Here is a 22,620-nt window from a genome sequence, read left to right on the forward strand (position 1 = left end):
CGCTTTTCCCTTCCCGACCCGGTGCGTCGAAGCGCTTATTCCCGGTCAGTGGAGGCGCATTATAGGGACTTCCTGCGGCATGACAAGCGCTAATTGAAGAAAAAAAACTGATTGGTCTATTTTTCGACAACGATGCCGGTAATTGATTGGGGTTAACACTCATTACAGCTATTCCCCCCTCATATCAGTCCGGGTAGCATATTATAATGAAGAAAATCATCACAGGGCAGCCCGCCATGCATCTGACCATACAACAGCAAGCCGCTCAACGTAATCTTTCCTATCTGATTGCCGAAAAAATTGGCCAGCGGATTCTGGCGGGAGACTATCATGCCGGGGAAATCCTTCCGGGCGAGGTCGAACTTGGAGAGCTGTTCGGCGTAAGTCGGACGGCGGTACGGGAAGCGGTAAAAATCCTGGCGGCAAAAGGAATGTTACTGCCACGACCGCGCATCGGTACACGCATATTACCCAGGCACCAATGGAACTTCCTCGATCAGGACTTATTGGGATGGTGGGTGACGCGGGAAAACTTCAATGAAGTGATGGCCCATTTCCTTATCATGCGCGTAAGCCTGGAGCCGCAGGCTTGCTTTTTGGCTGCCGTGAATGCAACCAATGATGAAAAGAAACATCTGACGGAGCTAATGGAGGAAATGCATATTCTTCATCAACACTTTGATCGGGAGCGCTGGATTGATATTGATGACCGTTTTCATCGGCACATCTATGAGATCAGCGGCAATCCATTTCTATCATCTTTTGCCAATCTGTTCAGTTCGGTTTACCAGAATTACTTCCGCGCGATTGCAACTGATGACGTGATAAAGCTGGAACTTCATCAGGCCATCGTGGATGCAATCATTGCGTCAGATTCGCCAAATGCCTTTGCCGCCTGCCAGCGATTGCTCCAGAGGCAGGATTAGGCACCGGTTATCAGATTTCAACCTGGGTGCCCAGTTCAATCACCCGGTTTGGCGGTATCAGGAACTGATCCGGTGCCCGAAGGGCATTGCGGCTCAGGGCGATAAACAGCTTACCCCGTACCAGCAGGTACCAGGGGCGTTTACCTAATATCAGCGATTCATGGGACATAAAGAACGACGTTTCCATCATCCGGCACGATAATCCCTCCAAACCGCAGCGGTGGAAAATTTCTTCCATATCCGGTGTTTCTTTATAGCCATAGCTTGCCACCACACGCCAGAAGGTGGGCGACAATTGCTCCATGGTCACCCGGCGAACGTTGTGTACAAAAGGCGCATCTTCCGTTCTGAGCGTCAGCAGCACTACCCGTTCATGCAATACTTTGTTGTGTTTCAGGTTATGCAATAAGGCAAAGGGGATGATGTTCATCGCCCTGGACATAAACACCGCCGTTCCGGTCACCCTTACCGGTGGCGATTTTTCCAACGAGGCGATCATCGCCTCCAGAGAATTGCCATGTTCATGGATACGTCGCAGCAACCGGAAGCGTTCGCTTTTCCAGGTAGTCATAACAATGAACATAACGAAGCCTAATAATAAAGGCAGCCAGCCGCCAGACCAGATCTTCATCGCATTTGCGGCGAACATAGGAATGTCGAGACAGAGCAGGAACAACAGCAGGACAGGAACCAGAAAACGATTCCAGTGCCAGTTTTTAAGGGCTACGGTGCAGGAGAGGACGGTGGTCAGTACCATAGTGCCGGTGACCGCAATACCATAAGCCGCAGCCAAATTACTAGAGTGTTCAAAACTGACGATGACCAGTACTACGGCAATAAATAACAGCCAATTGATAAAGGGGATGTAAATCTGGCCCGACTCCATCTCAGAAGTATGGATAATGCGCATCGGCGGCAGATATCCTAGTCTGACGGCCTGCCGCGTCAGAGAAAATACTCCGGAAATGACCGCTTGCGAGGCAATAACGGTGGCAAGCGTTGCCAGGATAAGCAGCGGGATCAATGCCCAGTCCGGCGCCAGCAGGAAGAAAGGGTTTTTGATTGCCGCCGGGTCCTTCAGCAGTAAAGCCCCCTGACCAAAATAATTCAGTACCAACGACGGCAGTACCGCGCTGAACCAGGCGATGCGTATCGGTAATTTACCGAAGTGCCCCATATCGGCATAGAGCGCTTCAACACCGGTAATAGACAGCACTACCGCGCCAAGGGCAAAGAACGACACTGTCTTATACTCGGCAAAAAAAGCGATAGCCCATTTGGGATTCAATGCTTGCAATACCTCTGGGTTCTGCATTATGCCTCTGATGCCCAGCACCGCCAGACTCAGGAACCACAGCAGCATTACCGGTGCGAAAAGCTTGCCGACGCTGCCGGTCCCTTTTTTCTGAATAACAAACAGCAGTGTCAACACGACGATAGATAACGGAACGATGTATCGATCAAGGGAAGGGGCGGCAATCTTCAGCCCCTCCATGGCAGACATTACCGAAATAGCAGGCGTTATGACCACCTCGCCATAAAAGAAACTGCCGCCGATAAGCCCCAGTATGACCAGCACCGATGTGGCGCGAGCTGAAGTATTCCTGCCGGCAAGGGACATCAGCGTCAAAATGCCGCCTTCACCGGCATTATCAGCTCTCATGACAAAGCTCAGGTATTTCAGGGAAACAATCAGTATCAACAGCCAAAAAATAAGCGATAGGAAACCAAACACCGATGCCGGCGCAATGCCAAAACCATAATGGCCAGCCAGACATTCTCTGAGGGTATAAAGAGGACTGGTGCCGATATCACCATATACCACACCGATAGCCGCCAGCGTGACAGCTGAAAGGGATTGCTTACGCTCTTTGCTCATAGCCTTTTCTTTATGCTGGATTATTGGTCTAAGCCGTTGTGTAGCCTGGTCTTGGCCATCAAAAGGGGCACAGTATGCATGATATTGGTAGAATAACTCATCTAAAATCACGCCATGCTTCGGGTCAATGCAGCCCATTAAAACAAATGTGGAAACAGAATAGAGAAATCATTAAGTTATACCGCTTATACCCTCGGATGTTTAATGTTTCATAATCTTTTAAAAGGGTGGTGAACTTTCATTATGGCCTATTCATCGGTGTTGGCTGACAGAATTTACCGCCTGTGCAATGCATTGGAAAGCGGCCTCTATGAGCGCCAACATACCATTCGTCTCTGCCTGCTGGCGGCCTTGTGCGGTGAAAGCGTTTTTTTACTCGGCCCGCCCGGCATTGCAAAAAGCCAGATAGCACGCCGCCTGAAACAGGCTTTCAGTCAGGCTAGCTCTTTTGATTATCTGATGACGCGTTTCTCCACTCCAGAAGAAGTGTTTGGCCCGCTTTCCATAAAGGCATTAAAAGATGATGGCCGCTATCACCGGTTGACCAAAGGCTATTTGCCTGAGGCTGAGATTGTGTTTCTGGACGAAATCTGGAAAGCCGGCCCGGCTATATTGAATACCTTACTTACCGCTATAAATGAAAGACGATTTCGCAATGGCGAAGAAGAGCAACTGATGCCCATGCGGCTGCTGATTACCGCCTCAAACGAATTACCCGATGCCGACAGCGGTCTGGAAGCCTTGTATGACCGCATGCTCATACGTCTCTGGCTGCATAAAATCAAAGATAAAAACAATTTCCACGCCCTGCTGGTGCATCATGATGATAGGCAGACCCAGACCATTCCTGAGTCGATCCGTATCAGCGATAAAGAATTTGATCAGTGGCAACCTCAGATTGATCATATCCCATTACCTCAACACTGCTTTGAACTGGTTTATCAGTTACGCCAGCGTCTCGATGCCCTGCCAGGTGCGCCTTATGTGTCTGATCGGCGCTGGAAAAAAGCCATAAGATTGCTGCAGGCCAGCGCGTTCTTCAGCGGTCGCGCCAGTATCTCGCCAATAGATATCATTCTGTTAAAGGATTGCCTGTGGCACGATCCAGACAGTCATGCCCTGGTCGCCCAGCAAGTTGAGCAACTTATGCTAGAGCAAGGTTATCAGCAGCAGACACTGCTGCTGAAGATACAAGAGATAAACCGACAGAAGAGGCAGTATATCCAGCAAAAAAACACTCAGCAGGCCCTGTCTCTGGAAACTACAAAAGGATTAATGTCACGCAAACCCCATTATCGTTTGCCGCCAGGACTTGATCAGCCCTCGCTGACACTGCTGCTACAGATACCGCTGGTGATGCATGACATCACGGTAAATCACTTGTTAATAGATCGAAGCCAATTCATTCAGTGGTGTGAAAAAGGCGGCGACCTCAAAGCCCGGCTTAACGGCATTGGTTTTGCGCAAACAATCGACGCCAGAATCAATGGACAGCATCAAATAGAAGTATTCGATATCAGCCGGCGTTCTTCGCTGCTGGCCCGAGAGGGACATCTTGCCGAAGGTGAAGATCTGCCCGATAACCTGCAGCAGGCTCTGGATGAGATAGAGAAGCTTTATCTTCAGCAACGGCGGCAATTCAGCGAACAGCATGCTTGCCTGTTTATCTCTCAGGAATGGATAGCAAAAATAGAGGCCAGCCTGCTGGAGATATCCCATCAGCTGTCTATTACCAGGCAGGACTGACGCCACGTGCTGTCTCTGGATACATTGACCTTATTCCTCTCGATTGACGAGAGCTACCTCATTGATGAGTTTGTGCTGGGGTTGCTGGCCAGCCCCCAGTTAGCCCTTTTTATTGAAAAATATCCATCGGTGAAAAGAAGCCTGACCAAACGTATCCCCGCCATCAGGCAAGGTCTGGAAAATGCACTGAGGGAGACCCGGGTGCCTCGCGCACTGGCAGAAGAATTCTATCATTTCCAGGAAATCCAGCTACTGTCGCCCGCCGCATTCAGACAGGCGTTACCGATAACGGTAGATAAGCTGACGCGTCTGCCGTCGCCATTTGCATCAGAAGCACAGACAATGTATCAATCAGCCACCTGGCATGGCGCAGTGCCCGGTGAGGGTTTTCAAGTGCTGTTTCTTCAGCGCTGGCGCATCAGCCTGACGCTGCAGGCGACCACGCTGCACCATAAGACGATAGAGAAGGAAAGAGAGTTGCTGCAAGAAGAACTTCAGCAGCATATGGCCATGAGCGGTGCGCTTTCGCCGATCCTCAGTGAAAATGACCAGGCTGCGGGTCGGCTTTGGGATATGACCACCGGCAACCGACATCAGCAGGACTACCGTTTGCTGATCGACTACGGCGAGTTCCTGCAGCAGCAACCGGAATTGCTGCTGTTAGCTGAACAACTGGGACGAAGTAGGGAAGCGAATTTTGTCGCCGCTCCTGCCTCGCCGAGCCGTGAGGTCATACAGCGAATAAAGGAACCCGCCATTCAGCCGGAAGAAGTGAGCGGCATTCATCAAAGCGACGATCTTTGGCGTCTGCTGCCTGCCGAAATGGCAACGCTTGGTTTGAATGAACTTGAATTTGAGTTCTACCGCCGACTGCTGGAAAAGAGATTACTCAGCTATCGGCTGCATGGTGAAGCGTGGCGCGAGCGGATGGTAAGGCTGCCGGCACGAAGTGAGCGTTTCCAGGAACAACCTCGCGGGCCGTTTATTGTGTGCGTTGATACCTCTGGATCAATGGGAGGATTCAACGAAAACTGCGCCAAAGCGTTCTGCCTGGCTTTGATGCGCATTGCCCTGGCAGATAATCGCCGATGCTTTGTCACCCTGTTCTCCACCGGGCAGGTGAGTTATGAACTGACCGCCATTGACGGGATTGAACAGGCAATACGCTTTCTCGGTCAGCGGTTCAGGGGAGGCACCGACCTGGCAGGCTGCATCGACCATCTGGCCGAAAAACTCGGCTCCCCGGATTGGCGAGATGCCGATGCGGTAGTGATTTCCGATTTTATAGCCCAGCGTCTGCCTGGCACCATTGCAAGCAAAATAAAACAGCGGCAGCAACAGTCTGGCCAGCGGTTCCATGCAGTGACGCTGTCCTTAATGGGAAAACCGGCTATCATGCAGATATTCGATCATATCTGGCAATTCGATACCGGGCTGAAAAACCGCCTGATGCGTCGCTTACATCGAAGATAATATCGACCTATCCTTGCAAGAAACAAGAGGCAACCGTGGCGGAAATATATCAGCTCGATAATCTGGATCGCGATATCCTGAAGGCATTAATGGCTAATGCCCGCACCGCCTATGCCGAACTCGCCAAAAATCTGTCTGTTAGCCCGGGAACCATTCATGTCCGGGTAGAAAAAATGAAGCAAGCAGGGATCATCACCGGCGCCCGGGTAGACGTTAATCCCAAGCAGTTGGGCTACGATGTCTGCTGCTTTATCGGCATTATTCTCAAAAGTGCCAAGGACTATCCTTCAGCGCTGAAAAGACTTGAATCACTGGATGAGGTGGTAGAAGCCTATTACACCACCGGTCACTACAGCATCTTTATCAAGGTCATGTGCCGCTCAATCGATGCCTTGCAGGAAGTACTTATCAACAAGATCCAGACCATTGATGAAATCCAGTCAACAGAAACGCTTATTTCCCTTCAAAACCCCATCAGCCGTACCATCACTCCCTGAGCCTTTTAAGTAATACCCCTATTATCCACAGGTAGATCCCAGGCAATTCACAGCGTACAATATCTGATCTTTTATCAGGCAGGTTAATTATGGCTGACGTTACGATCATCAGTGGAAGTACTCTGGGCAGCGCTGAATACGTTGCTGAACACATCGCGGGCATTTTTGAACAGCACGGGATAACGACCGCTGTTTTGCACGGCCCGGAACTGGAAGAACTGGTTAACGAGGGCTTGTGGCTGATAGTCACCTCTACCCATGGCGCCGGCGATCTACCGGATAACCTGGAGCCTCTGTTTGAACAGATAGCCAAAGAAGCGCCTTCCCTCGCGGCAGTCAGATTTGGTGCAGTAGGGATCGGCAGCAGTGAATACGATACCTTCTGCGGCGCAATCGACAAGATCGATCAGTTGTTGATCCAAAGGGGCGCAACTCGCCTGGGCGACGTGCTGAAGATCGACATCACCCAGCACGAGATTCCGGAAGATCCGGCTGAGATATGGGCTGAAAACTGGATCCCCTTGATCAAGGCGTGAAAAAGATCAGCCTTTTTTTGTGTATAAGTCGGGTGAAAACCCGCCTATAACCGGTAGTTATCCAATGTATAACCCCTGTTCACTTTGTGAGCTGTGGATAACTAGCCGATCTGATCCCAGCTTATACCGGGCAGGATCACCGTTACCACACAACTAATAACGGATCCTAATTTGCTGATTAAATTGATCTAAAAAGGGTTATCCACAGAAGGCGACGATCCTAGTAGTAAAGATAATAAGAGATCTTTAAAAAAAAAGATCTTTTTTTAATTACCTGGCGATCCTCAGGACTTGTTTCATCTGCAAAGTTGAGTAGAATCCACTTCCCCAAGGCCTTTGACGATCTTCCGCACCACCATGAGGTTTATTTAACATGTATTATCCCGATCAATTCGACGTCATCATTATCGGTGGCGGTCATGCAGGCACGGAAGCGGCAATGGCGTCAGCAAGGATGGGCTGTAAGACCCTTCTTTTAACGCATAACATTGATACGCTGGGACAAATGTCCTGTAATCCGGCGATTGGCGGGATCGGAAAAGGCCATCTGGTCAAAGAGATCGATGCCATGGGCGGCCTGATGGCCCATGCAATTGACCAGGCAGGAATACAGTTCAGGATACTAAACGCCAGCAAAGGCCCGGCCGTTCGAGCGACCCGGGCCCAGGCGGACAGAGTACTGTATCGCCAGGCGGTGCGTACTGCGCTGGAGAACCAGCCCAACCTGATGATCTTCCAGCAGGCGGTTGAAGATCTGATTGTCGAGAATGATCGGGTGGTCGGCGCTGTGACTCAAATGGGGTTGAAATTCCGTGCCGAGGCGGTGGTTCTGACGGTGGGTACTTTCCTTGACGGTAAGATCCACATCGGCATGGATCACTACAGCGGTGGCCGGGCAGGGGATCCGCCTTCGATCTCATTGTCACAGCGGTTACGTGAATTGCCTTTTCGGGTGAAAAGGCTCAAAACCGGTACCCCACCGCGCATTGATGCCCGTTCAATTAATTTCAGTGTCCTGGCGACGCAGCAAGGCGATAGTCCATTGCCGGTATTCTCGTTCATGGGGTCGGTTGATCAGCACCCTCGACAGGTTCCGTGCCATATCACCTATACCAACGAACAAACTCACGATGTCATCCGTAACAATCTTGACCGCAGCCCGATGTATGCCGGCGTAATCGAAGGCGTAGGCCCGCGCTACTGTCCGTCGATTGAGGACAAGGTGATGCGTTTTGCCGACCGTGACTCTCATCAGATTTTCCTGGAGCCGGAAGGCCTGACCAGCAACGAAATTTACCCTAACGGCATCTCTACCAGTCTGCCTTTTGATGTCCAAATGAAGATCGTCCACTCAATGAAAGGCCTGGAAAATGCGCGGATTGTACGTCCGGGTTATGCGATTGAATATGATTTCTTCGACCCGCGCGATCTGAAGCAGACCCTGGAAAGCAAATTGATCGAAGGGCTGTTTTTCGCCGGCCAGATTAACGGCACCACGGGTTATGAAGAAGCAGCGGCCCAAGGCATGCTTGCCGGGCTTAACGCAGGGCGTTTGGCAAAAGGGCTGGATGGATGGTCACCGCGCCGTGACCAGGCTTACCTGGGCGTGCTGGTGGACGATTTATGCACTCTGGGGACCAAGGAACCCTACCGGATGTTTACCTCTCGTGCGGAATATCGGCTGATGCTGCGTGAAGACAATGCCGATCTGCGTCTGACCGAAGCCGGACGGCAACTGGGCTTGGTCGATGATGCTCGCTGGACGCGCTTTTGTGAAAAGACGGAACGTATCGAAGTGGAGCGCCAGCGCCTGCGGGACATTTGGGTTCATCCGCGCACCCAGGATATCGAGCAGGTCAACCAGCAGCTCAAGTCACCGCTGTCACGGGAGGCCAGCGGTGAAGAACTGCTGCGCCGACCGGAAATGACCTACGATATCCTGGCCACATTGCCGATGTTTTCCCCCGGTGTTAACGATGTCCAGGCAGCGGAACAGGTTGAAATCCAGGTCAAATACGAAGGCTACATCACCCGCCAGCAGGAAGAAATTGATCGTCAGTTGCGTAATGAAAATACCCAGCTGCCACTGGACATCGATTACCAGCAGGTATCGGGGCTGTCTAACGAAGTGATCGCCAAGCTTAACGACCATAAGCCCGGATCTATCGGCCAGGCTTCACGGATTTCGGGTGTGACGCCCGCAGCGATTTCTATATTGCTGGTTTGGCTCAAAAAACAGGGTATCCTGCGACGCAGCGCCTGAACGACTTCCTTCCTACTGTTGCCCGGTAGCTGCCGGGCAACCCGCTTTACACATCATAAACACGGCGCTGCCGTCCATGCCATACGGGGAATGCTTCATGCTGGGCAAATTGAATTCACTGCTGTCGAAGGCTGAAATAAGCTTATCTGATGTTCAAAAAGACCAGCTTATCGCTTATGTCCATCTGCTTGATAAGTGGAATAAAGCTTACAATCTGACATCGGTGCGTGACCCTAGCCAAATGCTGATACGTCACATAATGGACAGCATTGTGGTGAATCCTCACCTGCAGGGAAAACGATTTATCGATGTCGGCACCGGTCCCGGTCTGCCTGGCGTGCCGCTGGCTATTGTGCGTCCTGACGCCCATTTCACTCTGCTTGACAGCCTGGGTAAGCGCATACGCTTCCTGCGTCAGGTTCAGCATGAGCTAAAGCTAACCAATATTGAGCCGATAAACAGTCGTGTAGAAGCGTTTACGCCGCCTGAGCCTTTTGATGGCGTCATCAGCAGGGCATTCGCCTCGGTTGGCGATATGCTGACCTGGTGTAAGCATTTACCTCAGCAGGGCCAGGGGCGCTTCTATGCCCTGAAAGGGCAGGTACCCGAGGCCGAGTTGGTCGCCCTGCCGGAGGGAGTGACCGTCGAATTTGTTATTGCGCTGACCGTTCCTGAACTTGAGGGTGAGCGTCATCTGGTGATATTGAAGGCGCAGTAAGTTTGCTTTTTATCAATAAATGATGCAAAAAACCGGCCGCGTTTTCAATGCTGCGATTATTTGGCCAAAATAATACCATTTCGAAAATGGTTCACTTAAATTTTACATGTCATTATCATCTTTATTTGGCTTTGGATTAGTATCTTTACTAATAATAACCATGGTTAATATATGTAAGGAAAAATTTCGCCAGCTTAACTAAAACCGTCCGGCCCAAGATTAATAGTAATTAACGCTAGATGACATTCACCGCCAATAATGTCCATTTTATAAACTAAAAAATATAAGCCATTGTTTTTAATCTATATTAAGATGATTTATAAATGAGATTATTTAATTTTTCCAGGTCAAAGTAGAGGACGGATGCGGATTATATGTGATCAAGTGCACAGTTTCGTCGGTGATAATTCACCAAGCACAATCGTTATAGGCGTGTTATCATTCTGCCGTTTTCTGGGTGAAAAACGTGAAAACCAGGATATTTAAATTATTGTTCACCTTTTCGCTACTTATCGATTGAATTCGTAGCATCGAACCGTATAATTTGCACGTTTTTCACCGCTTGACTCATGGCCTCAAAGGCAGTTTTATACACATTCCATCTTGGCCGAGCGGGTATGGAGAACAGAAAAGTCATGACCTTATCCCTGTACAACGGGAAAGACGCCGGAAAGCTGCTGTTCATCCAGTTGATGACTTTTATCGTGTTCAGTGCATTTTTTGCTTTAAAGAGTGCGCATTGGAGTGTTTCCGCAGCCGGAGGAGGAGTCGCAGCCTGGCTGCCGAATGTTTTATTCATGCTGTTTGCCTGCCGTTTCGGGGTAAAAGTACCGGCCGCAGGCCGAGTTGCCTGGTCGTTTGCCATTGGAGAGGCACTCAAGGTATTCACTACCATAGCCTTGCTGATGGTGGCGCTTGGAGTGTTCAGGGCGGCGTTTCTGCCCCTGAGCCTGACCTATTTATCGGTGCTGATTGTGCAGATATTGGCACCGGCCGTAATTAACAACAAAGGGTAAGAGGCATCATGTCTGCATCAGGAGAAATCTCTACTCCTCAGGATTACATAGGCCACCATCTGAATAACCTTCAGCTGGACCTGCGTACTTTTGAACTGGTCAATCCCCACGACGCACCGGCGACATTCTGGACACTGAATATTGACTCTATATTCTTTTCCGTGCTGCTGGGTGTAGTCTTCCTTACGATTTTCAGCCGGGTCGCCAAGCGGGCAACCAGCGGTGTTCCCGGTAAACTGCAGACCGCGGTTGAAATGATTATCGGCTTCGTCGATGGCAGCGTCCGTGACATGTTCCACGGAAAGAGCAAGCTGATTGCGCCCCTGGCGCTGACTATCTTCGTCTGGGTGTTCCTGATGAACCTGATGGATCTTATCCCCATTGATTACCTGCCTTACGTGGGTGAGCACTGGCTGGGTCTGCCGGCGTTGCGCGTTGTGCCCTCTGCGGATGTGAACATTACGCTGTCGATGGCGCTGGGCGTATTCATACTCATTCTGTTCTACAGCGTGAAGATGAAAGGGGTGGGTGGTTTTGTTAAAGAACTGACCATGCAGCCTTTTAACCATCCGATCTTTATTCCCGTTAACCTTATTCTCGAAGGTGTCAGCTTACTGTCTAAACCGGTATCGCTGGGTCTTCGGTTGTTTGGCAACATGTATGCAGGTGAGTTGATCTTCATTCTGATTGCCGGTCTGTTACCGTGGTGGTCACAGTGGTTACTGAATGTGCCTTGGGCCATTTTCCACATACTGATTATTACGCTGCAAGCCTTTATCTTTATGGTGCTGACGATTGTCTATCTTGCGATGGCGTCTGAAGAGCATTGATTTTTTTCACATTACTACTGCGTTTAAACTGAAACAAACTGGAGACTGTCATGGAAAACCTGAATATGGATCTGCTGTACATGGCTGCCGCTGTGATGATGGGCCTGGCGGCAATCGGTGCTGCGATCGGTATCGGCATCCTGGGTGGTAAATTTTTGGAAGGCGCGGCGCGTCAGCCGGATCTGATCCCTCTGTTGCGCACTCAGTTCTTTATCGTTATGGGCCTGGTTGACGCCATCCCCATGATCGCCGTAGGTCTGGGTCTGTACGTGATGTTTGCTGTAGCCTAGTTTTGACTACAGCTTTTACAAGAACATCAATCGTTAACTTGATAAGAGGCATTGTGCTGTGAATCTTAACGCAACAATCCTCGGCCAGACCATCGCGTTTGTCCTGTTTGTCCTGTTCTGCATGAAGTATGTATGGCCGCCGCTTATCGCTGCCATTGAGAAGCGTCAGTCGGAAATCGCTGATGGCCTCGCTTCTGCAGAGCGTGCCAAGAAAGACCTGGATATAGCGCAAGCCGATGCGACCGATCATCTGAAGAAAGCCAAAGCCGACGCCCAGGTAATCATTGAGCAAGCTAACAAACGTAAAGCTCAGATTATGGATGAAGCCAAAGCTGAAGCAGAAGAAGAACGTAACAAAATCGTAGCGCAAGCGCAGGCTGAAATCGATGCCGAACGCAAACGTGCTCGCGAAGAGTTACGTAAACAAGTCGCCATGCTGGCTTTAGCGGGTGCCGAGAAGATTATCGAACGTTCCGTGGATGAAGCTGCCAACAGCGACATCGTAGATAAACTGGTCGCTGAACTGTAAGGAGGGAGGGGCTGATGTCTGAATTGGTTACGGTAGCTCGCCCCTACGCCAAAGCAGCTTTTGACTTTGCTGTTGAGCACCAAAGCGTTGAACAATGGCAGAATATGCTGACGTTCTGCGCCGAGGTCAGCCGCAACGATCAGATGGCTGAACTGTTGTCGGGTGCGGTTGCACCGGAACAACTATCGGAAACGTTTATCGCGGTTTGTGGTGAGCAACTCGACCCGGCGGGCCAGAACCTGATAAAGGTCATGGCCGAAAATAGACGCCTGGCAGTATTGCCGGAAGTGCTGGAACAGTTTATTCATCTGCGCGCCGCGCTGGAATCGACTGTGGAGGTGGACGTCATTTCCGCCAGCACACTGAAACAAGAGCAACTGGCGAAAATTACTGCCGCGATGGAACAACGTCTGTCACGCAAAGTTAAGCTGAATTGCAAAATCGACAAGTCTGTAATGGCCGGCGTTATTATTCGCGCAGGCGACATGGTGATTGATGGCAGCGTACGCGGCCGTCTAGAACGCCTGGCAGACGTCTTGCAGTCTTAAGGGGACTGGAGCATGCAACTGAATTCCACCGAAATCAGCGAACTGATCAAGCAGCGCATTGCTCAGTTCAATGTAGTGAGCGAAGCTCACAATGAAGGTACCATTGTTTCCGTCAGCGACGGGATCATCCGTATTCATGGTTTGGCTGATGTCATGCAGGGCGAGATGATTGCCCTGCCCGGTAACCGTTTTGCGATCGCCCTGAACCTGGAACGCGACTCTGTCGGCGCCGTGGTCATGGGTCCGTATGCGGATCTGGCCGAAGGCGTGAAGGTCAAATGTACCGGCCGTATCCTGGAAGTTCCGGTTGGCCGTGGCCTGCTTGGCCGCGTAGTCAACACGCTGGGCGCGCCGATCGATGGCAAAGGCGTTCTGGAGCACGACGGCTTTGCCGCTGTTGAATCTATCGCTCCGGGCGTTATCGAACGCCAATCGGTAGATGAGCCAGTACAGACCGGATATAAATCCGTTGATGCCATGATTCCAATCGGCCGTGGCCAGCGTGAACTTATCATCGGCGACCGTCAGACCGGTAAATCCGCACTGGCAATCGATGCCATCATCAACCAGCGCGATTCCGGCATCAAATGTATTTATGTCGCTATCGGTCAAAAAGCCTCCACTATCGCCAACGTCGTGCGTAAGCTGGAAGAGCATAACGCTCTGGCCAATACGATTATCGTGGTCGCCACCGCGTCGGAATCAGCCGCACTGCAATATCTGGCGCCTTATTCCGGCTGTGCCATGGGTGAATACTTCCGTGACCGCGGTGAAGACGCACTGATCATTTATGATGATTTGTCCAAGCAGGCTGTGGCGTATCGCCAGATCTCCCTGCTGCTGCGTCGTCCGCCAGGCCGTGAAGCTTATCCTGGCGATGTCTTTTACCTCCACTCCCGTCTGCTGGAACGCGCATCGCGCGTAAGCGCCGACTACGTGGAAGCATTCACCAAAGGTGAAGTCAAAGGTAAAACCGGTTCACTGACGGCGCTGCCGATCATCGAAACCCAGGCGGGCGACGTCTCCGCGTTCGTTCCGACCAACGTGATTTCAATCACCGATGGTCAGATCTTCCTGGAGTCAAACCTGTTCAACGCCGGTATTCGTCCTGCGGTCAACCCGGGTATTTCTGTTTCTCGTGTGGGCGGTGCCGCGCAGACGAAAATAATGAAAAAACTGTCTGGTGGTATTCGTACCGCTCTGGCTCAGTATCGTGAACTGGCGGCATTCTCCCAGTTTGCCTCTGACCTGGACGATGCGACCCGGAAGCAGTTGAATCACGGACAGAAAGTAACCGAGCTTCTGAAACAGAAACAGTATGCTCCGATGTCAGTTGCCGAGCAGTCACTGGTGCTGTTTGCGGCGGAACGTGGTTTCCTGGAAGATGTCGACCTGACAAAGGTGGGTGATTTCGAAGCCGCGCTTCTGGCCTATGTTGATCGCGAGCATGGCGAGTTGATGCAACAAATCAACCAGACAGGTGCTTACAACGATGAAATCGAAGGCAAGCTGAAAGGCATCCTCGATACATTCAAAGCAACTCAGTCCTGGTAACGCCGAATGGCCTGCGATAAGCGGGCCATAAAGCAATGAGGAGAAGCAGAGATGGCCGGCGCAAAAGAGATACGTAGTAAGATCGCCAGCGTTCAAAACACGCAGAAGATCACCAAAGCGATGGAGATGGTCGCCGCCTCCAAAATGCGTAAATCGCAGGAGCGCATGGCGTCCAGCCGTCCTTATGCAGATACCATGCGCAAAGTGATTGGTCACCTTGCGCTGGGAAATCTGGAATATAAGCACCCTTACCTCGAAGAACGCGATATCAAGCGTGTCGGGTATCTGGTGGTGTCAACCGACCGCGGTCTTGCCGGTGGCCTGAACATCAATCTGTTCAAAAAGCTGCTGTCGGACATGAAGGGCTGGAGTGAGAAAGGTGTTGAAACGGAATTGGCGCTTATCGGTTCCAAAGCCGTGTCTTTCTTCAACTCGGTCGGCAGTAACATAGTTGCCCAGGTTACCGGCATGGGGGATAACCCCACCCTGTCGGAATTGATCGGTCCGGTAAAAGTCATGCTGCAAGCGTATGATGAAGGCCGCCTGGACAAGCTCTATATTGTCAGCAATAAATTCGTCAATACCATGTCTCAGGTACCACAGCTTGTGCAAATCCTCCCGCTCCCGCCTGCGGAAGAGGAAGATTTGAAAGCCAAGTCCTGGGATTACCTGTACGAGCCTGATCCTAAGTCGCTGCTGGATACCCTGCTGCGTCGCTATGTAGAATCACAGGTTTACCAGGGCGTCGTTGAAAACCTGGCCAGCGAACAGGCCGCACGAATGGTAGCGATGAAAGCCGCAACGGATAACGGCGGCAGCCTGATCAAAGAGCTGCAACTGGTTTACAACAAGGCTCGTCAGACCAGCATCACTCAGGAACTCACCGAGATCGTTTCGGGAGCCGCCGCGGTTTAGGTTAGGGTTACGAATTACGTAGAGGATTCAAGATGGCTACTGGAAATGTTATCCAGGTTATCGGCGCCGTGGTCGACGTCGAGTTCCCCCAAGACGCCGTACCGAAAGTGTATGAAGCGCTTGAAGTGGACAACGGTGCCACCAAGCTGGTGCTGGAAGTAGAACAACAATTAGGCGGCGGTGTAGTGCGCTGCATCGGCATGGGGTCTTCCGATGGCCTGCGTCGCGGCCTGAAGGTGACTAACCTCGGACACTCGATTGAAGTACCGGTGGGTAAAGCTACCCTCGGTCGTATCATGAACGTGCTGGGTGAGCCGGTCGACATGAAGGGTGAGATCGGCGAAGAAGAACGCTGGTCTATTCACCGCCCGGCGCCAAGCTATGAAGAACTGTCCAACTCGCAGGAATTGCTGGAAACCGGTATCAAGGTTATCGACCTGATGTGCCCGTTTGCCAAGGGCGGTAAAGTAGGACTGTTCGGCGGCGCCGGTGTAGGCAAGACCGTAAACATGATGGAGCTTATCCGTAATATCGCGATTGAGCATTCGGGTTATTCGGTATTTGCCGGTGTGGGCGAACGTACCCGTGAAGGGAACGACTTCTACCACGAAATGACCGACTCCAACGTTATCGACAAAGTATCGCTGGTCTATGGACAGATGAACGAGCCGCCGGGATGCCGTCTGCGCGTTGCACTGACCGGTCTTACCATGGCGGAAAAATTCCGTGATGAAGGCCGCGACGTACTGCTGTTCATCGATAACATCTATCGTTACACCCTTGCCGGTACCGAAGTTTCCGCACTGCTGGGCCGTATGCCATCAGCGGTAGGCTATCAGCCGACGCTGGCGGAAGAGATGGGTGTGCTGCAGGAACGTATCACCTCCACCAAAACCGGTTCAATCACCTCGGTACAGGCTGTTTACGTCCCTGCGGATGACTTGACCGACCCATCGCCGGCGACCACCTTCGCCCACCTTGATGCTACCGTGGTACTGAGCCGTCAAATCGCTTCTCTGGGTATCTACCCGGCGGTTGACCCCCTCGATTCCACCAGCCGTCAGCTGGATCCGTTAGTGGTAGGTCAGGAACACTATGACGTTGCTCGTGGCGTCCAGTCTATCCTTCAGCGTTACCAAGAGTTGAAAGATATCATTGCTATCCTGGGTATGGATGAACTTTCCGAGGATGACAAGCTGGTGGTATCTCGCGCGCGTAAGATTCAGCGATTCCTGTCTCAGCCATTCTTTGTTGCCGAAGTATTCACCGGTTCGCCGGGTAAATACGTTTCACTGAAAGACACCATCCGTGGCTTCAAAGGCATCATGGACGGGGAGTATGACCACCTGCCGGAACAGGCGTTCTACATGGTGGGTTCTATTGACGAAGCAGTGGAAAAAGGCAAGAAACTGTAACGTTGTGAGAGGAGGGTGACATGGCTGCAAATACTTACCATCTGGATGTCGTCAGTGCCGAACAGAAAATGTTCTCCGGCCTGGTCGAGAAAATCCAGGTGACGGGTAGCGAAGGTGAACTGGGTATCTATCCCGGTCACGCCCCGCTTCTCACTGCCATTAAGCCCGGTATGGTGCGTATTGTTAAGCAGCATGGTGATGATGAGTATATCTACCTTTCAGGGGGTATTCTCGAGGTGCAACCCAGCGCCGTCACCGTACTGGCCGATACCGCCATTCGTGGCAAGGATCTTGATGAGGCAAGGGCAATGGAGTCCAAGCGTATGGCGGAAGAGCACATCAATAATTCACATGGTGATATTGATTATGCTCAGGCGTCTGCTGAACTTTCCAAAGCCTTGGCGAAATTGCGCGTCATTGAATTGACCCGAAAAACAATGTAATCAAGAAGAAAGGCTCTGAAAAGCCAGTCATCAATGACTGGCTTTTTTTATGCTTTTTTTATGCTTTTTTTCGGCTATAGGCCCCGGCTTCCCCTCTACCTGCCTTTTCCACTTGCCTCTTTTTGATCTCTTGATTTGCTGCCGGACAGCAGGATTTACCTACTCTTATTTTATTATATTAAATAAGTAACCTGCAGCTACTGCGGTTGTCAGCGTCGTTTGCAAAAATAAACGGTGAAAAGCGTCTTATATTCACGACAGTGTGCTGCACAAACGCCCATACGTTGCTAAAAAGTTAGCGGAAATTGGCTGGAAGAGCCGATAATGTATTTTTCGTCCCAAAATATGTAGTAATCCGTTCAGTGAACGGGTTTACTTTCGACAAATAAATTTGATTCATCAGGATGGTTATGTCGAATCGAGTGATAAGCGTGGTTATCCTTGCCGCAGGCAAAGGCACCCGAATGTATTCCGAGCTGCCCAAGGTGTTGCACACCCTTGCCGGCAAGCCCCTGGTGCAGCATGTGATTGACGCCGCCCAGCAATCAGGCGCAGAGCGTATTCATCTGGTTTACGGTCACGGCGGTGAACTGCTCAAAACCACGCTGGCTGATAAACAGTCCGATCTCGGCTGGGTTTTGCAGGACCGCCAGTTGGGGACCGGCCATGCAGTACAGCAAGCGATACCCTGTCTGCATGATGAAGAAGACGTGCTTATTCTTTATGGCGATGTACCGCTGATTTCACCTGCCACCCTCGAACGTTTACTGGCAGCCAAACCCGCCGGCGGTATAGGCCTGCTGACGGTAAGCCTGGACGATCCCAGCGGCTATGGCCGCATCATCCGGCAGAATGACCAGATTAGCGGCATCGTTGAACAGAAAGACGCGTCAGCCGAACAACTGCTGATTAACGAAATCAACACCGGCATCCTGGTGGCCGGCGGCGCGGATCTGAAACGGTGGCTGGGCCAACTGACAAACGACAACAGCCAGGGCGAATATTACCTGACTGACATTATCAGTCTGGCCTGGCAGGAAGGCCGGATGATTACCGCCGTCAACCCTGAGCGACTGAGCGAGGTGGAAGGGGTCAATAATCGTCTGCAGCTCTCGCGGCTGGAGCGGATGTATCAGCAGGAACAGGCTGAGCGGTTATTGCTTGCCGGCGTGATGTTAAACGATCCGGCTCGCTTCGACCTGAGAGGCGAGCTGGTGCACGGCCGCGATGTCACTATTGATACCAATGTCATCATCGAAGGCAGAGTGGTGTTGGGCGATGGCGTCGTTATCGGCAGCGGCTGCATCTTGAAGAATTGTGAGATTGGCGATCATGCCGAAATAAGCCCATACAGCGTCATTGAAGACGCGCTAGTCGCCGCCAAATGCACCGTCGGTCCTTTTGCTCGCCTGCGGCCCGGCACTTGTCTGGCTGAAGGGGTCCATATCGGTAATTTTGTCGAAACCAAAAAAGCCCGGTTGGGTAAAGGTACCAAAGCCGGCCATCTGTCCTACCTTGGCGATGCCGACATCGGCAGTGGGGTAAACATTGGTGCCGGTACCATCACCTGCAATTACGATGGCGTCAATAAAAGTAAAACCATCATTGGCGATGACGTTTTTGTCGGTTCCGATACGCAGTTTGTCGCCCCGGTAACTATCGGTGAAGGCGCAACCCTGGGTGCCGGCACCACGGTGACCCGCGATGTAGGAGAGCATGAGCTGGTGCTCAGCCGGGTCCGGCAATTTACCGTGCCTGACTGGCAGCGTCCGGTGAAAAAGTCGTGATCAGTCCCCGCCCTCTCTGAGGGCGGCTTTATCAGCTATTTTTCTGAAAGTCGCTGATAAAGCCGATTTACGCGAAATAGACCCGATTAATATCATCGAAACGGTTAAGTCATGCCGTTCAAATTAGGAACAAGTCAGATGTGTGGAATTGTAGGCGCAGTAGCGCAACGTGATATTGCCGAAATCCTGTTGGAAGGGTTACGTCGCCTGGAGTATCGGGGATATGACTCCGCTGGTTTGGCGGTAGTGGATAATGAAGGACATCTGCAGCGCCTGCGGCGGGTGGGCAAGGTCAGTGCGTTGTCCAGTGCGGCTGAGCAGCATCCTCTCAAGGGCGGCACCGGCATCGCTCACACCCGCTGGGCTACTCATGGCGAGCCTTCCGAAGTGAATGCCCATCCCCATGTATCCGATCACATCGTGGTGGTCCATAACGGCATCATTGAAAATCATGAGCCGCTGCGGGAAATCCTGATTGAGCGCGGCTACCGTTTTGTCAGCGAAACCGACACCGAAGTGATTGCCCATCTGGTGCATTGGGAACAGCGCCAGGCCGGCGGCACTCTGGCTGAAGTGGTATTAAGGGTTATTCCTCAGCTTCGCGGCGCCTATGGTGCTGTGATTATGGACAGCGAAGACCCGAGTGTGCTGGTTGCGGCCCGGTCAGGCAGCCCGTTGGTAATCGGACGCGGGGTAGGTGAAAATTTCCTCGCTTCGGATCAGCTGGCGCTGTTACCGGTCACCCGGCGGTTTATGTTCCTCGAAGAGGGTGACATTGCCGAGGTAACCCGTCGCACGGTCAAGGTCTGGGATAAGCAGGGTAATCCAGCCGAGCGTGCCGAGATAGAATCCCAGGTAAAATATGACGCCGGTGATAAAGGCCTGTATCGCCACTATATGCAAAAAGAGATTTACGAGCAGCCTCAGGCGATCAAAAATACCCTCGAAGGCCGGTTCAATCATGGCGAAATAACGCTGGCGGAGTTGGGTGCCGGCGCTGATGAACTGCTGTCGAAAGTACAGCATGTGCAAATCATTGCCTGCGGTACTTCTTACCATTCCGCCATGGTATCGCGCTACTGGTTCGAAGCCTTGGCTGGCGTGCCTTGCGATGTGGAAATTGCGTCGGAATTTCGCTATCGCAAAGCAGCGGTCCGTCCCGGCAGCCTGCTCATCACCCTGTCCCAGTCTGGTGAAACCGCCGATACTTTGGCTGCATTGCGCCTGACCAAATCGCTGGGCTACCTGGGATCGCTGGCCATCTGTAATGTGGCGGGCTCGTCCCTGGTGCGGGAGTCGGACTTGTCATTGATGACCCGGGCCGGTACGGAAATCGGCGTGGCATCAACCAAAGCATTTACCACCCAGTTGACCGTGCTGCTGATGCTGGTGGCGCGCATCGGTCGCCTTAAAGGCACTGATAAGCAGATTGAGGCGGATATTGTCCACGCCCTGCAGGCGTTGCCCAGCAGAATTGAACAGATGCTGTCGCTGGATAAGACCATCGAAGCGCTGGCCGAGGGTTTTTCCGACAAACACCATGCGCTGTTCCTTGGCCGCGGCGATCTTTACCCGATAGCCATGGAAGGTGCGCTGAAACTGAAAGAGATCTCCTATATCCACGCTGAGGCTTATGCCGCCGGAGAGCTCAAACACGGCCCGCTGGCGCTGATTGATGCCGATATGCCGGTGATAGTCATTGCGCCCAACAATGAGCTGCTGGAGAAGCTGAAATCGAATATTGAGGAGGTGCGCGCCCGTGGTGGTCTGCTGTATGTCTTCGCCGAACAGAATGCCGGTTTCACCGAAAGCGAAAACATGAAGATTATTCCGCTGCCGCACGTGGAAGAAATCGTCGCTCCGATTTTCTATACCATCCCGATGCAGTTGCTGGCCTATCACATCGCGCTGATTAAAGGCACTGATGTGGATCAGCCGCGCAACCTGGCTAAATCGGTCACCGTCGAGTAATATCTTCGACAGCGCCCCGGCCGGGGCGCTGTCGGCCAGGATAACCCAGCACTGGCTGCACTGCCTTATCCCGCCGTTTTCTCCTGTGTCACAAAAATGTCATATTAATGACATTTTACTGTCACCTGATTGTCCTATTTTCCTCCTGTCTACTGATTCACAATCAACTAAAAATATGCAATGCCGAATGATAATATCCCACAGGAGGGATTATGAAGCTCATGCGTAATACCGTTGCCAGCATCGTTGTTGCCACGTTCTCTCTGGCAAGCTTCTCTACTTTGGCCGCTGCCAGTCTGACCGGCGCCGGCGCTACTTTTCCCGCGCCAGTTTATGCGAAATGGGCGGATACCTATCAGAAAGAGAGCGGTGCCAAGATCAACTATCAGGGCATTGGTTCTTCAGGCGGCGTCAAGCAGATTATCGCCAATACCGTGGACTTCGGTGCTTCCGATGCGCCGTTGAGCGATGAAAAACTTAACGAAAGCGGCCTGTTCCAATTCCCGACGGTGATTGGCGGCGTCGTGCTGGCTATCAACGTAACGGGTGTCAAAACCGGCGAATTGACGCTGGACGGTAAAACCCTGGGTGACATCTATCTGGGCACCATTAAAAAATGGAATGACCCGGCCATTGCCAAGCTTAACCCCGGTCTGAAACTGCCTGACCAGAACATTGCCGTCGTGCGCCGTGCCGACGGTTCGGGTACCTCATTTGTGTTTACCAGCTATCTGGCCAAAGTGAACTCGACCTGGAAAGACAAAATTGGTGCCGGTTCAACGGTAAACTGGCCGGTTGGTCTGGGCGGCAAAGGCAATGACGGTATCGCCGCCTTTGTACAGCGTCTGCCGGGCGCTATCGGTTATGTGGAGTATGCCTATGCCAAACAAAACAATCTGCCGTACACTCGTTTAATCTCCGCTGACGGCAAACCGGTGTCTCCGACTGAAGAAAGCTTCAGTGCAGCGGCCAAAGGAGCGAACTGGAAGGAGTCCTTCGCTCAGGACCTGACTAACCAGAAAGGCGATGATGCGTGGCCTATCACCTCTACGACCTTTATTCTGGTGCACAAAAAACAGACTAAACCAGAACAGGGCAAAGAAGTGCTGAAGTTCTTCGATTGGGCCTACATCAAGGGTGCTGACGAAGCGAATGCGCTGGATTACGCCTCGCTGCCCAAAGAAGTGACCGACCAGATTCGTGCTGCCTGGAAAACAGAAATCAAAGACAGCAGCGGTAAAGCTATCTATTAATGAAGTCCAAGGCCCCCTTCGGAACCATGAA

General features: G+C 51.8%; 20 protein-coding genes. 19 read left to right on the forward strand and 1 reads right to left on the reverse strand.

Going from position 1 to position 22,620, the window contains the following annotated elements:
• Positions 1-236: 236 nt before the first annotated feature.
• On the forward strand, positions 237-926 hold the full coding sequence (locus EDC52_RS11680; protein ID WP_131865754.1) for a FadR/GntR family transcriptional regulator: 690 nt from the start codon (positions 237-239) through the stop codon (positions 924-926).
• Positions 927-936: 10 nt separating this feature from the next.
• On the opposite strand, the gene kup is transcribed toward EDC52_RS11680, so the two are convergent.
• On the reverse strand, positions 937-2,805 hold the full coding sequence (gene kup, locus EDC52_RS11685; protein WP_131865517.1) for a low affinity potassium transporter Kup: 1,869 nt from the start codon (positions 2,803-2,805) through the stop codon (positions 937-939).
• Positions 2,806-3,048: 243 nt separating this feature from the next.
• On the opposite strand from kup, the gene ravA reads away from it, so the two are divergent.
• The 18 genes from ravA to pstS all read left to right on the forward strand — a co-directional run bounded on the left by ravA (position 3,049) and on the right by pstS (position 22,589).
• Entirely contained in the window at positions 3,049-4,551 is a 1,503-nt protein-coding gene (gene ravA / locus EDC52_RS11690; RefSeq protein WP_131865518.1) for an ATPase RavA, read from the forward strand.
• Positions 4,552-4,557: 6 nt separating this feature from the next.
• On the forward strand, positions 4,558-6,024 hold the full coding sequence (gene viaA, locus EDC52_RS11695) for an ATPase RavA stimulator ViaA (protein ID WP_131865519.1): 1,467 nt from the start codon (positions 4,558-4,560) through the stop codon (positions 6,022-6,024).
• Between the two features lie 35 nt (positions 6,025-6,059).
• A complete protein-coding gene (asnC, locus tag EDC52_RS11700) occupies positions 6,060-6,521 on the forward strand; it encodes a transcriptional regulator AsnC (RefSeq protein ID WP_131865520.1) in 462 nt (153 codons plus the stop codon).
• 89 nt (positions 6,522-6,610) lie between these two features.
• Positions 6,611-7,057 carry an FMN-binding protein MioC gene (gene mioC / locus EDC52_RS11705; RefSeq protein ID WP_131865521.1) on the forward strand — a complete coding sequence of 149 codons (447 nt, stop codon included), beginning with the start codon at positions 6,611-6,613 and terminating at the stop codon, positions 7,055-7,057.
• A 373-nt stretch (positions 7,058-7,430) separates the two neighbouring features.
• The gene (gene mnmG, locus EDC52_RS11710; protein ID WP_131865522.1) at positions 7,431-9,320 is read left to right on the forward strand and encodes a tRNA uridine-5-carboxymethylaminomethyl(34) synthesis enzyme MnmG; all 1,890 of its coding nucleotides are present in this window, start codon (positions 7,431-7,433) and stop codon (positions 9,318-9,320) included.
• 97 nt (positions 9,321-9,417) lie between these two features.
• On the forward strand, positions 9,418-10,038 hold the full coding sequence (gene rsmG, locus EDC52_RS11715) for a 16S rRNA (guanine(527)-N(7))-methyltransferase RsmG (protein WP_131865523.1): 621 nt from the start codon (positions 9,418-9,420) through the stop codon (positions 10,036-10,038).
• Between the two features lie 635 nt (positions 10,039-10,673).
• On the forward strand, positions 10,674-11,054 hold the full coding sequence (gene atpI / locus EDC52_RS11720; protein ID WP_131865755.1) for a F0F1 ATP synthase subunit I: 381 nt from the start codon (positions 10,674-10,676) through the stop codon (positions 11,052-11,054).
• A gap of 8 nt (positions 11,055-11,062) precedes the next feature.
• Positions 11,063-11,884 (forward strand): F0F1 ATP synthase subunit A, encoded by an 822-nt coding sequence (gene atpB / locus EDC52_RS11725; protein WP_131865524.1) that lies wholly within the window; start codon positions 11,063-11,065, stop codon positions 11,882-11,884.
• A gap of 50 nt (positions 11,885-11,934) precedes the next feature.
• Complete coding sequence (atpE, locus tag EDC52_RS11730; protein WP_000429386.1) at positions 11,935-12,174, forward strand: F0F1 ATP synthase subunit C; 240 nt, start codon at positions 11,935-11,937, stop codon at positions 12,172-12,174.
• A 58-nt stretch (positions 12,175-12,232) separates the two neighbouring features.
• On the forward strand, positions 12,233-12,703 hold the full coding sequence (gene atpF / locus EDC52_RS11735) for a F0F1 ATP synthase subunit B (protein ID WP_131865525.1): 471 nt from the start codon (positions 12,233-12,235) through the stop codon (positions 12,701-12,703).
• A 14-nt stretch (positions 12,704-12,717) separates the two neighbouring features.
• Positions 12,718-13,251, forward strand: a complete 534-nt coding sequence (atpH, locus tag EDC52_RS11740) for a F0F1 ATP synthase subunit delta (RefSeq protein ID WP_131865526.1) — start codon at positions 12,718-12,720, stop codon at positions 13,249-13,251.
• Positions 13,252-13,263: 12 nt separating this feature from the next.
• Positions 13,264-14,805, forward strand: coding sequence for a F0F1 ATP synthase subunit alpha (atpA, locus tag EDC52_RS11745; RefSeq protein WP_131865527.1), 1,542 nt, complete (start codon positions 13,264-13,266; stop codon positions 14,803-14,805).
• A gap of 51 nt (positions 14,806-14,856) precedes the next feature.
• Complete coding sequence (atpG, locus tag EDC52_RS11750; protein WP_131865528.1) at positions 14,857-15,720, forward strand: F0F1 ATP synthase subunit gamma; 864 nt, start codon at positions 14,857-14,859, stop codon at positions 15,718-15,720.
• Positions 15,721-15,752: 32 nt separating this feature from the next.
• On the forward strand, positions 15,753-17,135 hold the full coding sequence (gene atpD / locus EDC52_RS11755; protein WP_131865529.1) for a F0F1 ATP synthase subunit beta: 1,383 nt from the start codon (positions 15,753-15,755) through the stop codon (positions 17,133-17,135).
• 20 nt (positions 17,136-17,155) lie between these two features.
• A complete protein-coding gene (locus EDC52_RS11760) occupies positions 17,156-17,578 on the forward strand; it encodes a F0F1 ATP synthase subunit epsilon (RefSeq protein WP_131865530.1) in 423 nt (140 codons plus the stop codon).
• A gap of 410 nt (positions 17,579-17,988) precedes the next feature.
• Positions 17,989-19,365: a bifunctional UDP-N-acetylglucosamine diphosphorylase/glucosamine-1-phosphate N-acetyltransferase GlmU gene (gene glmU / locus EDC52_RS11765; RefSeq protein WP_131865531.1), complete on the forward strand. Its 1,377-nt coding sequence runs from the start codon at positions 17,989-17,991 to the stop codon at positions 19,363-19,365.
• Between the two features lie 138 nt (positions 19,366-19,503).
• The gene (gene glmS, locus EDC52_RS11770) at positions 19,504-21,336 is read left to right on the forward strand and encodes a glutamine--fructose-6-phosphate transaminase (isomerizing) (RefSeq protein ID WP_131865532.1); all 1,833 of its coding nucleotides are present in this window, start codon (positions 19,504-19,506) and stop codon (positions 21,334-21,336) included.
• Between the two features lie 212 nt (positions 21,337-21,548).
• A complete protein-coding gene (gene pstS / locus EDC52_RS11775) occupies positions 21,549-22,589 on the forward strand; it encodes a phosphate ABC transporter substrate-binding protein PstS (RefSeq protein WP_131865533.1) in 1,041 nt (346 codons plus the stop codon).
• The last annotated feature ends 31 nt before the right edge of the window (positions 22,590-22,620 follow it).

The sequence above is a fragment of the Biostraticola tofi genome (assembly GCF_004343195.1).
In the GTDB taxonomy this organism is placed as follows: Bacteria; Pseudomonadota; Gammaproteobacteria; order Enterobacterales; family Enterobacteriaceae; genus Biostraticola; species Biostraticola tofi.